Source organism: Micromonospora sp. WMMD961, assembly GCF_029626145.1.
Lineage (GTDB): Bacteria > Actinomycetota > Actinomycetes > Mycobacteriales > Micromonosporaceae > Micromonospora.
The window spans coordinates 4,967,608-4,979,702 of sequence record NZ_JARUBJ010000002.1 but is presented as its reverse complement, the minus strand read 5'-3'; the positions used below and the strand labels follow the sequence as shown (position 1 = coordinate 4,979,702).

The following is a 12,095-nucleotide window of genomic DNA, read 5'->3' as shown; positions in this document are numbered from 1 at the left end:
GCCGGTTCGTCCGGCCCGTCAGTCGGCTCGCATCCTCAGCTCCGAACCGCTGCGCCCGCGCGAGCTGTCAGGATGTCCGCGACCTGGTCAGGCTGCGACAGCATCGGCGAGTGGCCCGTCGGGATCCGCACGACGTCCGTCGTCTGCGCCGCATACCGCTCCTGCAGCGAGACCGGGAACTGCTTGTCCTCGGTGCAGATCACGTAGGTCGACGGGACCGTGCGCCACGCCGCCCGGGTCGTCGGCTGCACACACGACAGCAGGCTCTGGTCGACAAGCTGGTCGATGGCCGCCTTCGCGTCGACGTCCGAGAGGTCCGAGTAGAACGTCTCCCGCGGGTTTCCGTACGCCTCGCGCGGGGCGAGGCCGCTGGGGTCATCAGGCACAGGAATACCGAAAGCCGTCGCGGCGGAGACCCCTTCGGTCGGCATGAAGGCGGCGACGTAGATCAGACGGACGAGGTTCGGGTGGTCGTCGCCGAGCTGGGTGATCGTCAGCCCTGCGTGCGAGTGACCGACCACTACGACCGGGCCTTCGATCTCCCGCAGCCTCGCGGCCAGCGCGTCGGCATCCTCGTACAGGCCGGCGGTGGGCTGTTTGCCCGCGCTGGGCATGCTGATCGCCTCTGCGTCCCATCCGTCGGCAACGAGGATGTCTCGTACGGGTGACCAGGAGGACGCGGTGTGGTAGCCGCCGTGGACGAGGAGGAACGATGGGCGAACGGTGGACCTGGACATGGTCGAACCTTTCTGTTGGCAGCAGAAGTGCCTAGTAGCGGTCGTGATCGGCCAGCCGGAGAGCGGCCAACAGGGCCAGGAAACCCATTCCGTAGATGGCAGAGAGGGCCGAGCCTTCGTAGACGTCCGTGGAGCGCCACAGGTATCCGGTGGCGTCCATAACCTGTGCTGGCACACCGTCGTGGCCGCCGGTCAGCCAGGTGACGACGTAGTCGCCGGCCACCACGACGTAGGCGACGACCGGTAGCGCCAGGTAGCCGCCGCGCCGCCGTTCGAGACTGTCGGCCTCGGGTCCCCACCGGCGCAGGTACAGCGCGAAGAGCTGGTAGAAGACGTAGACGGTCAGGCTCCAGCCCAGGAAGTTCGTGAGCGGCACCCCGAAGTACCCACCGCCGTCCTCCCACTCCCAGCGTCCCCGCAGGGTCGACGACGACGGGTCCATGGCCAGATCCCAGGCCACCATGGCGAAGGAGGCGACGAGGGGCGTGCCGATGACTGCGACGACAGGGCTGCCCCGGTGCACCGGACGGAACAGGATGGTGGCGATGGACCAGGCCAGGTAACCGACAGCGAAGTAGGCCGGCCCGATCAGCACGGGTACCTCGATCAGTTTGGCACCCAGCTCGTCGGTGTAGTGATAGTGGCCGAACGGCATGCCGGTCAGCACACCGATGTCCTCGATGACGTTGCTGACCACCAGCGCCAGCAGGAGGAAGACCAGAATCCCTCGCCACCGGTAGGCCACGGCGCCGTGCGACAGGGCGAACGTTAGCTCCATCAGCAGGCTCACCACGGTCACTACCGAGCCTGCCAGAGGCAAGGGGACCAGGTTCGCGATCGCGTCCACGCCGACGGCGAACCACATTACGACGAGGACTGTCCGGGTGGGGCGCCGCCAGCGTTCGCGCCGATCCCCGGCCTCGGTTTGTAGGATTTGAGCACTCACAACCAACAGGTACGGACCGGTGCGGGCGAAGTTCTCTCGGTGTGAGAGATCACAGAGGTGGGTTCGTGTGACGCGGTTCAGGTCGAGTTGGGCACCGGATGTGGTGGGGTTTCACGCCGGGGCGGGTGCGCGCTCAGTTCGTTCAGCGGAGCCGACACAGGGCGACGACGCGCAGCCCGTCGCGAACGGGCTGCGCGCCATGTTCGGCTAGTCAACTGTTGATTGAGCCCATGATGGCGGCGTTCGTCCCGCTTCTCTCGGCCCGGTCTGCAGCCTTTCGAGCCTCTTCCGGGGTGGCTCCTCCTGCGGATGCACGCAGGTACGCCTCCTGGCGCCGCTGCTGGATCTGCTTGTTACGCCGGTCCTTGAGCCTGCTCCAAATCGTCATGACAAGATCCTTTCCGAATCGGGGCGGCGGCAAACCGCGAGGTCGATGTCCGACTGGGCCCTGCACCAACCCTGCGGGCTCTAACGGCGCAGGACGACCATGCGGCCGAGGTTTGTCGTGGCGATGCGGATCAGCGTGAAGCCCGCCGCCTGAGCTTCGACAGCGAGATGCTCGGCTGTCGTCGCGAACGAAGTGCCCCAGCTGTGGAACACCATGCGGCGCAGCGCGAACGCCGGAGCGTGTGCGGTGTCGGTCGGCTTGCTGTCCAGTTCCTGCTCCAGCAGGATCCCGCCGGGGGCGAGCGCACGGTGGATCGCCCTGAGGGTGGGTAGGCGTGCGTCGGCGCTGAAGAACGGTTGAGCCCAGAAACACGCGTTGTAGGCCCCGGGCTCGTCGAAGTGACGGGCGTCCGTCGCGCGGATCTCTATGCGGTCGGCGACCCCTTGAGCCACCGCACGCCGTGCGGCTTCCGCCGCCACCGCAGGCACCAGCTCGAGACCCAAGCCGTAGATCGTGGGAAAGAGCGCTGCCGTGGTGAGCAAACCGCTGGCCACGCCGCAGCCGACGTCCAGCACCCGGCCCTGTCCAAGGGCAGCGGCGTACTCCGGCACGTCGTTCAGCGTCTCGCGGAAGACCGCCCGGCCCACCTCGGTGGCTTGGAACGTGGCACCTCGGGCTACCGCTACCGCATCGTCGCTGCTGAGCATCGGCAATCCGTTGACCTTGACCGCTTCGCCGACCAGCCGGGCCATCAGGCGGGCCTCGTCGAGCTTGTCCCCGAGGTGGAAAAGTCCGTCGGGTGTCAGCATCTCGGCGAACGGAGCGGTCAGTCGGAACTCGTCACCGGATTGCTCGACGATCTTGAGGCTGACAAGAGCGTCGAGGCCGTCGCGCAACCGCTGCCGTGGGATGGAGCTGTGACGGACCAGTTCCCCGAAGGATCGTGGCTCCCGCAGAAGGTGCGTCCACCCCAGCCGGTGGACCGAAGAGAGCAGAGACAGTGCCTGCGCTCCCTCCGACCACGCGGCGAGACGATCGCGGGCCTCGCCTATGAGTCTGACTCTGTCGGTCGGTGTCGTGTCCATACCTGACATCACGGCGGACGCCTGGACAAGTTCTCGTGACCTCGGTCTCCGGCACCCGACGCTGGGCACCAGCTCGTCCGGCTGGTCGGCCGATGCTGTTGCCAAGCTGCTGGCATTTCTCGTCGGATCGCCAGCCGCCATCGCCGAACGCCAGCTGCGGTATCGCGAGCAGTCCGGCGTCACCTACAACAGCGTGCTTGATCGAAGCATGCACACCTTCGCGGAGGTCATACCGCTGCCGCGCTATGAGGGCGGGCGACGTGCGACGTGGCGGGAGGCACAGGCCTGCGGTCGAACCGGGCGCCGAAGTCGACGTGAGAGCGGTCATGGAGTGGTCGGACCTGAACAACCAGACTTCCGCCGACGACGTGAACGAGCAGGAGTCGCTGCTCACGGCACTCGCCGCGGAACGCCTCGCACTCGGTGACAAAGTCGCCGCCGCCAAGTACGGCAGCACGACCCCGATCAACGACGAAGCTCGGGAGGAGCGGCTGCTCGCGGAGGTCGTCGCGCGTTCCCGGGAGATAGGACTCGACCCGTCGCTCAGCTGTCGCTTCTTCCGGGACCAGATCGAGGCCAACAAAGTGCTCCAGCGGCGTCTGCACGCCCTGTGGAGTGACCATCCGGAACTGCGGCCACGGTACCGACCGAATCTGGAGTCCGAGGTGCGTCCGCAACTCGACATGATCACGCAGCAGATGCTTCTGCGGCTGAAGGCCCTTGAGTGCGCCCGATCGGCCGCGCACCACGTCGACGGCACCCTCTACGAGTCACTGCGCGGGCTGCACGTGGAGGCCCTGCGCATCGCGCTCGGGCGGATCCGGGGACGCGCCGACACGAACAGGACATCTGACGGCTCTGACCAGAACCGGCACGACCCAGCACCAGGGAGTTGACCGGTATTCCCCGGGGTCGGTCCGGGGCCAATACGGATTCGCTCGGCGCGGCCGACTGTGACAGTGGTCGAAGCTGACCTGACTATGCGATCCCGAAAGGCGAGAACGATGGGAAAATCCGAAGTCGAGGCTTCCGCGGACAGGACCTACGACGTGATCGTCATCGGCAGTGGTCCCGTCGGGCAGAGCGTCGCCGCCCGCGCCACGGCAGCTGGCCTCACTGTAGCGATGGTCGAGAAGGAGCTCGTCGGCGGTGAGTGTTCCTACTGGGCGTGCATCCCGAGCAAGGCGATGCTTCGCCCAGTGGTGGCGGTGGACGAGGCCCGGCGGCTCGACGGTGCACGGCAGGCCGTCAGCGGGCCCGTCGATGCTGCCGGTGTCTTCCGTCGCCGTGACCTTCTCGTCAGTGGTTGGGACGACTCCGGGCAGGCGCAGTGGGTCAAGGACATCGGTGCCGACCTGTTCCGTGGCCACGGCCGTGTCGACGGCCCGCGCCGGGTCGCCGTCGCCACCTCTGAACACCAGATCGTCGGTCTGACGGCCCGACACGCGGTGGTGGTCTGCACCGGCAGCCGTGCGGCGATCCCGGACATGCCGGGTATCGCCGAGGCGTTGGTCTGGACGAACCGGACCGCCACCGACAGCTCGACCGTGCCCGCCCGTTTGGCGATCATCGGCGGCGGCGCGGTCGGTGTGGAGATGGCCACCGCCTGGCAGGGTCTCGGGTCCGCGGTGACGCTGTTGGCGCGGGAGCCGCGCTTCCTACCACGGCTCGAATCCTTCGCCGGCGAGATGGTCGGTGCGTCTCTGCGGAAGGCGGGGGTCGACGCTCGACATGGTGTGACCGTGACATCGATGCGCCGGCCGTCACCCAGCGGTCCCGTGACGCTGATGCTCGACGATGGGGCCGAGGTGGAAGCGGACGAGGTGCTCGTCGCCGTCGGCCGCGTCCCGCTCACGGGCGACATCGGTCTCGAGACGGTAGGGCTCAGGCCGGGGTCCTGGCTCGACGTGGACGACACCTGCCGGGTGCACGGCGTCGAAGGCGGCTGGCTGTACGCGATCGGTGACGTCAACCACCGCGCGTTGTTGACCCATCAGGGCAAGTACCAGGCCCGCATCGTCGGGAACGCCATCGCGTCCGTTGCCGAAGGTAAGGATCTGGACATCTCGGCCTGGGGACGGCACGCGGCGACGGCTGACGTGCACGCCCTGCCGCAGGTCATCTTCACCGATCCCGAGGTTGCGGCTGTCGGGCTCAGCGCCGACCAGGCGCGCCGCAATGGCCATCAGGTGCGGGTCGTCGATGTCGACACGGCGGCAAACGTCGCTGGCGCTCGTCTCTTCGCCGACGACTACCAGGGCCGTGCCCGCATGGTCGTCGACAGCGCCACCGAGCGCGTCCTCGGCGTGACCTTCGTGGGGCTCGGAGTCGCCGAACTGCTGCACTCGGCCACGGTCGCCGTAGCCGGGCAGGTGCCCATCAGCCGGCTCTGGCACGCCGTGCCGCCCTTCCCGACGGTCAGCGAGGTGTGGCTGCGGCTCCTTGAGGCGTATCGAGACGGGAACAACGCCTGACCGCTCGTTGACGCCAGGATCACGATCCCGCAGGAGTGCCGGCCTGCCCTCGACGATCCCGAAGTGGCTGGAGCTTGGCACGGGACATGACGCCGAGTTTCGGGAAGGCCTTGTACAGGTGGTACTCGACCGTACGGGGGCTGATGAACAACTGTGCGGCGATCTCGGCGTTGCTGAGCCCGGCCCGGGCCAGCGATGCGACCTGGGTCTCCCGCGGGGTCAGCTGGCGTCGGCTCCCGTTGGGCTGCTTCGGCGCCTTTTCCCCGGTCGCGAGCAGCTCTCGGCGGGCCCGTTGGACGAAAGCATCGGCGCCGACCTCGCCGAAGTGCCTGCTCGCGGCTCGGAGCTGAACCCGGGCTTCGATCCGGCGGTTACGCCGACGCAGCCATTCGCCGTAGAGCAGCTCGGCCCGTGCCAGCCGATCGAGCAGGCCGGAGCGGCCGAGCCGCTCGATGGCCTCCCGGTATGACGCCTCCGCGTGCTGGTCCTTGCAGATCAGCGCCTCGGCGGTAGCGTGGACGCCCAGTGCCCAGTCGCTTCCCGCCCGGGTGGTGCGCTGCGCGAGCTGGACGGTGGTTCGTGCGGCCAGGTGCTGGTCACCCGCACGGACCGCCGCCTCGACCAGCTCGATCAGCGCCGAGCCCGTGAAGCCGGGATGCTCCGACCGCACCGCCTCGCGAGCCGCCTCGACGGCCAGGTCGTACCGCCCTGTTGCGTTGTGCAGTGCCGCGGCCGCGACCATCCCGGCGATCCCGGTGTCGTGACTGCCAGCCCTGCGGGGAATCTGCGAGAGCAGGCTGTCGAGCCGAGGGTCCCGTCCGGTCGCCGCGTGGCGCTGAGTCAGGTCTCGCCAGGCAGCGCTGTCCCACACCTCCGCGGCAAGCAGACCCGCGAGGCCGAGCCACCGTGCCGCCCGCAGGTCGAGAGACGGCTCCCGGAAGGCCGCGATCGCTGCCCGCAGCGGTGCAACCGAGCGGGCGTAGCCGTCGAGTACCCGCGTGGCTAGTCCGAACAGAAGCTGATCGGCCGGTCGGCGACGGTGTTCGCGCGCGGCGGTGCGGGCCTCGGTCGCCGTGACGAGCAGCAGCGCGCGATCCATAGCCCTGTTGGCGAACGTCGTGGCGAGGAGAGCGTCGAGGTACGCCTCCCGCGCGTCGGCCGGGTCGAGTGGCCACAGCCGCCGGGCCGCCTCCAACAGTTGGCGCGTGGAGCACTCACCGGGACGCAGGACGGTCTCGATCCGGGCCCGCTGCCAGGTCCGCCGAGCGGCGCGGACGGCGTCCTGCGATTCCGGCGTTACCACGGCCAGGAGACGCTGGGCGCCGGCGAGGTTGCCGTCGTCGTACATCGCTGCGGACGCCGCGAGCGCGCGGTCGGCGCGTGCGGTCGGGTTGCTGGTGAGCACTGCCGCCCTCTCCAGGAACGCGGCGCGGGCAGCTGTGCCCCCTCGTGGCTGCAACAGGTCGGCGTGGGCCTCGAGGTCGTCGGCGAGAGCGTCGTCATGGGCGGCGGCCGCCAGGCTGAGGTGCCACAGCCGCCGCGTCTGATCGCCGGCCGTGTTCTTGGCGAGCTTGCGGTGGATCAGTCGCCGTTCGGCGGGCGCGGCCGAGTGGTAGCTGACCGATCTCAGGTCTGGGCAGGCGAAGACGACATGATCACCAACCTCGACCAGATGGGCCGCGACGAGGGTTTCCCGGTCGGCGCCCAGCTCGGCGGCCATGCGCTCGAAGAGCAGAACGTCACCGGTCGGGTCGGCCGCCGCGGCGAGCAGAAGCCGCCGGGACACCGCAGTGAGGTGACCGACAGCTCGCAAGCAGTCGCGTTCGTGCGAGCACGAACGGAGGCGAGGTGGGCCGGGGATCGCGAATCCGCCGGCCAATTCCGCCGCCGTGTGGCCCTGGAGCGACTCCACTAGTGCGCTCAGGTCCCCGCCGGACTCTGCCAGCATGCGTTTGGCCACCGCGTCGTCGACGCGACCCGGCAAGACAGCCCGGAGCTGACCGCGGAGTTGGCCGTTCCCGATCGGCCGGAAGCGCATCGCCGAAACCTGCCCGAACGCGTCGAGCCGCGAGGTGGGCGAGCCGGCGATCACGATCATCAGCGCTCGCCCGGTCGAGTGGGCGGCGACGAAGGCCAGTACCTCGGCGCTAGGCTCGTCCAGCCAGTGGGCGTCGTCGACGGCGGCGCAGACAGGCTGCGCCTTGGCGATGCCGCTGAGCAACGCGAGCACAGCGGGGGCGACCGCGCCGACGGTGGGCCTGGGTTCGTCGATCAGGCCGAACGCGGCTTGCAGTGTCGTGAGATGTGCGGCTGACAGGAACGCACAGTGGTCGAGCAGCTCAGCACAGAGCAGATGCAGAGCGGCAAAAGGGATTTCCTGCTCGGCGGCAACCGCCCGAACCCAAAGCACGCGGAAGCTGGCACCCTGGTCGATTACCTCGTCCGGGGTCACTGAACTCCCGATGCCGCGGTTTCCGACGATGCGTATCGCACCGCCGGAACCGGCCGCGGTGCGCCGTCTCAGGTCAGCGAGCTGGTCGTCCTCGCCCGGACCGGATGGCGGCAGCCGAGGGCTTGCCGGCAAGCCCGTGGCATCGGGGTCGATATCCATCGGACAATCCTGCGCGTCGTCGGCCGGATCGAGTCACGGGCCCGCCACCGGTTGCATCCCCGGACCTGGCAATCGCACCCCCGGGAGGTGTGCAGAAGAAGCGAAATGGCGCAAATTGCACGTCACTGCCATTCCCGCCCCCGTCGCCTGCTGACGTTCGACAGGCAGCCCCCGGGGTCAGGCCGGGGGTCGGCCGGTGGTGATTCGGAGGCGAAACCCCGTCTCGCCGAGCCAAGCTCGCCACCGTACAGGTCGCAGACCGTCCTGACGGTTCATCCGCAGCGAGAAAGAGGCGCCATGCCTAACGTTCACCACCGGTATGCCTCAGTGGCAGGGCGTCAACTGTTCTACCGGGAGGCCGGCCCGGCCGATGCGCCGACCGTGGTCCTCCTGCACGGATTCCCGACGTCGTCGTTCATGTTCCGCAACCTGATCCCGTCGCTGGCCGAGCAATACCACGTCATCGCGCCCGACCACCTCGGGTTCGGGCTGTCGGATGCTCCTGCGGCCGACGAGTTCGATTACACGTTCGACGCGTTGACCGACCTCACCGCCGACCTGCTGAAGCAACTCGGCATCGAGCGGTACGCCATCTACGTGCAGGACTATGGGGCACCCGTCGGATTCCGGCTGGCCCTGCGCGACCCCGAGGCGATCACGGCGATCATCACGCAGAACGGCAACGGCTACGAGGAGGGTTTCGTCGAGAGCTTCTGGCGGACGGTCTGGAACTACCAGAAAGAGCAGACCCCGGAGACCGAGTCCGCCATCCGCGCCGCGCTCACCCTGGACGTGACCCGCTGGCAATACGTCACCGGCACCCCCGACGAGACCCTGATCAGCCCCGACACCTGGCACCACGACTACGCCCTGCTGAGCCGGCCCGGCAACGACGACATCCAGCTTGCCCTGTTCCGCGACTACGCCACCAACCCGCCGCTCTACCCCCGCCTGCACGCATACCTGCGGAGCAGTGGCGTACCGGTGCTGGCGGTGTGGGGCCGTGGTGACGAGATCTTCGGCCCGGACGGTGCGCGGGCCTTCGCCACCGACGCCATCGACGCCGAGATCCACCTGATCGAGGGTGGCCACTTCCTGCTCGAGAGCGCCGGCGACACGGTGGCCACGATCATCCGCGATTTCCTCGGCCGCCGACTGTCCACGACCAAGCCCGGGAGTGAGACGGCCGCTTCGGGTGGGGCCTCTAGCTAGCAGGTAAGACGGCCGCCGTCCCCGATGTGCCCGAACGCGGGGGCGGCGGCCACCCGCTCACCTGACCACGCTGTCCAGGAGTGACTGATGGCCATGCATACTCCGCGCCTCGACGGCCCGGACGAGAGCTCGTACGTCGCCGGAGAGTCAGGGCAACTCCTACGACACGACGACCGGAATCCTGTACGGCGGCGTGACGTGGAGAAGTTGCGGCAGATTTTCGAGGAACGTTCCGGCGTCCTGCTCCGGTATCTCAGACGGATCAATGCCTACCGGCCGCAGATCGTCGAAGACCTGTTGCAGGAGACGATGTTGAAGGTGTGGCGGCACATCGGCGACGTCCCGGTCGACGAGGACCACATCCAGTCGTGGCTCTTCACGATCGCTCGTCATGTGTCGGCGGACGAGGCGCGCAAGCGCGTACGGCGACCCCAGGAGTTCCAGGGCGAACGTGAACTGCAGAACCATTCCTCGCCGGCCGACCCGATGGACGTCGTCGTGGCCCGCGAATCTCTGCTGGACGCGTTCCGCAAGTTGAGCCCCGAGCGCCGCAGAGCGTTCGAGGAGATCTACCTGCAGAGCCGCAGCGCGGTGGATGCCGCCGAACTCCTCTGCGTGCCGATCGGAACGGCCAAGTCGCGAGCCTTCCACGCGATGAACTCCCTGAGATCGGCGGTTCTCTCCGCCTGACGACAGGCACACCAGACCAGACCGATCACGAGGAAAGCGATGCCGCAGGTGCACCAGACGATGGAGCCCGACCCGACGACGCCGATGGCTATGACGCCCACCGCGTCGACGGCCCGGCGCGCGTTTCCACGTACCGGATCTTCCGGTGCCACGCTCCTCGTCGCCGCCGTCGCGGTCGCCCTCCTCTGGGCGAACCTGCCCGCGCTCGACTACGACGGCTTCTGGTCCTGGGTCGTGACCGTCCAGCTCGGCCCCTGGGCGGCGCACCTCGACCTGCGCACCTGGGTCAACAGCGGGTTGATGACGTTGTTCTTCCTCGTCGTCGGCCTCGAAGCGCGCCGGGAGTTCGATCTGGGCGATCTGCGAGAGCGGCGTCGCCTGGCCCTCCCGCTGCTCGTCGGTGCCGCTGGAATGCTTATCCCGGTCGTCATCTATCTGATGGTGAACCACGGGGGAGTCGGCGCCGTGGGGTGGGGCATCGCGATGTCCACCGACACAGCGCTCGCGCTGGGAGCGTTCTCCCTGATTGCGGCCCACGCCCCGGAGCGGATCCGTACCTTCGTCCTGACCGTGTTCGTCGTTGACGACCTGGTCGCCCTGATCGTGATCGCCCTGGCGTACAGCGAGCAGATCGCGTTGCCGGGCATGGCGGTGGCTGTGGTGGCCTACGCCGGCCTGCTGGCAGGGCGGAGGCTGCCGCACCGGCTCCGGGGGTGGAGTTTCGCGCTGGGCACTGCAGTGACCTGGGGCGGGCTGCTCTCGGCGGGCGTTGATCCGGTGGTCGCCGGGCTGGCTGCGGGGTTGGCCACGACGGCGTACACGCCCAGCCGCGCCGAACTGGAGGAGGCGACCAGACTGGTCCGGCTGTTCCGGGAGCAGCCGTCGGCGAAGTTGGCGGCCCTGGCCACCCGGCGCCTGACCGGTGCGCTGTCGGCCAACTCCCGGATTCGCCACACCCTGCACGCGGCGACCAGCTACGGGATCGTCCCGCTGTTCGCGCTGGCCAACGCAGGCATCGTCATCGACGGTGACGCACTGCGCCAGGCGCTACGGTCGCCGATCACGATCGGCGTCGTCCTCGCCTACATCGTCGGCAAGCCGGCTGCCGTCGTCGTCACCTCCTGGCTGGCGGCACGTCTCAGCGGAGGCTCGCTGCGTCCCCCCGTCGGATGGGGCGCGGTGTTGGAGAGCGGCACTATCGCCGGAATCGGCTTCACCGTGTCGCTGTTGATCGCGAACCTGGCCTTCACCGGCGACGCGCTCGACCAGGCGAAGATCGGTACCCTCGCGGCCGCGGCCGGCGCGGCTCTGCTGAGCTTCGCGGTCTACCGCGTCATCGAGACCCTTCCGGCCAGAACACGGGCGCGGGCGTTGCTCGGCACTGCGGGGCGACGTGTCGACCTGGCGGAGCCGGTGGACGACGACCGCGACCACATCCAAGGCCCGCCCACCGCCGTCGTCACCGTCGTCGAGTACGGCGACTTCGAATGCCCGTGGACCGCGATGGTCGGACCGACGACCCAGGAGTTGCTCATCGCGAACGCCGACGTGCGGTACGTGTGGCGGCATCTGCCACTGCCGGATGTCCATCCGTACGCGCAGGGAGCCGCCGAGGCCGCCGAGGCCGCTGGGGAACAGGGTGCCTTCTGGCCCATGCACACCCTGCTGCTCGAACGCCAGGACCGACTCACCCGCGACGACCTGACCGGGTACGCCGAGCAACTCGGCCTCGACCTCGACCAGTTCCGCGACGACCTGGCCCGCCGCCGCCACGAGGCCCGGGTTCGGCGCGATGTCGATTCGGCCGACCGCAGCGGTGTGGCCGGCACCCCCACGTTCTTCATCAACGGTCAGCGTCACGAGGGACCGCAGGATCTCGCCACCCTCAATCGTGTCATCGACGAGGCGCGAGCCCAGGCCACCGTCGTCTGAACCGCTGATCAACTCGGCCT

At 68.6% G+C, this 12,095-nt stretch carries 10 protein-coding genes; 5 read left to right on the top strand and 5 right to left on the bottom strand.

Annotated features, from left to right (window positions below):
• Positions 1 to 35: 35 nt before the first annotated feature.
• The 4 genes from O7614_RS22440 to O7614_RS22425 form a co-directional block, all read right to left on the bottom strand.
• The gene (locus O7614_RS22440; protein ID WP_278140456.1) at positions 36 to 737 is read right to left on the bottom strand and encodes an alpha/beta hydrolase; all 702 of its coding nucleotides are present in this window, start codon (positions 735 to 737) and stop codon (positions 36 to 38) included.
• A gap of 31 nt (positions 738 to 768) precedes the next feature.
• A complete protein-coding gene (locus O7614_RS22435) occupies positions 769 to 1,602 on the bottom strand; it encodes a carotenoid biosynthesis protein (protein ID WP_278140455.1) in 834 nt (277 codons plus the stop codon).
• A 292-nt stretch (positions 1,603 to 1,894) separates the two neighbouring features.
• Positions 1,895 to 2,071 carry a hypothetical protein gene (locus tag O7614_RS22430; RefSeq protein ID WP_278140454.1) on the bottom strand — a complete coding sequence of 59 codons (177 nt, stop codon included), beginning with the start codon at positions 2,069 to 2,071 and terminating at the stop codon, positions 1,895 to 1,897.
• Positions 2,072 to 2,151: 80 nt separating this feature from the next.
• A complete protein-coding gene (locus O7614_RS22425) occupies positions 2,152 to 3,156 on the bottom strand; it encodes a class I SAM-dependent methyltransferase (RefSeq protein ID WP_278140453.1) in 1,005 nt (334 codons plus the stop codon).
• Between the two features lie 326 nt (positions 3,157 to 3,482).
• Between O7614_RS22425 and aroQ the strand changes: the two genes are divergently transcribed.
• Together aroQ and O7614_RS22415 are read left to right on the top strand one after the other, a co-directional pair.
• Complete coding sequence (gene aroQ / locus O7614_RS22420; RefSeq protein WP_278140452.1) at positions 3,483 to 4,052, top strand: gamma subclass chorismate mutase AroQ; 570 nt, start codon at positions 3,483 to 3,485, stop codon at positions 4,050 to 4,052.
• A 108-nt stretch (positions 4,053 to 4,160) separates the two neighbouring features.
• Positions 4,161 to 5,630, top strand: coding sequence for an NAD(P)/FAD-dependent oxidoreductase (locus tag O7614_RS22415; RefSeq protein WP_278140451.1), 1,470 nt, complete (start codon positions 4,161 to 4,163; stop codon positions 5,628 to 5,630).
• Positions 5,631 to 5,649: 19 nt separating this feature from the next.
• On the opposite strand, the gene O7614_RS22410 is transcribed toward O7614_RS22415, so the two are convergent.
• On the bottom strand, positions 5,650 to 8,241 hold the full coding sequence (locus O7614_RS22410) for a LuxR C-terminal-related transcriptional regulator (protein WP_347404369.1): 2,592 nt from the start codon (positions 8,239 to 8,241) through the stop codon (positions 5,650 to 5,652).
• 297 nt (positions 8,242 to 8,538) lie between these two features.
• On the opposite strand from O7614_RS22410, the gene O7614_RS22405 reads away from it, so the two are divergent.
• From O7614_RS22405 to O7614_RS22395, 3 genes are all read left to right on the top strand, one after another.
• A complete protein-coding gene (locus tag O7614_RS22405) occupies positions 8,539 to 9,453 on the top strand; it encodes an alpha/beta hydrolase (protein WP_278140449.1) in 915 nt (304 codons plus the stop codon).
• A 198-nt stretch (positions 9,454 to 9,651) separates the two neighbouring features.
• Complete coding sequence (locus O7614_RS22400; protein ID WP_278140448.1) at positions 9,652 to 10,143, top strand: sigma-70 family RNA polymerase sigma factor; 492 nt, start codon at positions 9,652 to 9,654, stop codon at positions 10,141 to 10,143.
• 39 nt (positions 10,144 to 10,182) lie between these two features.
• Positions 10,183 to 12,075 carry a Na+/H+ antiporter NhaA gene (locus O7614_RS22395; RefSeq protein ID WP_278140447.1) on the top strand — a complete coding sequence of 631 codons (1,893 nt, stop codon included), beginning with the start codon at positions 10,183 to 10,185 and terminating at the stop codon, positions 12,073 to 12,075.
• Positions 12,076 to 12,095: the final 20 nt, after the last annotated feature.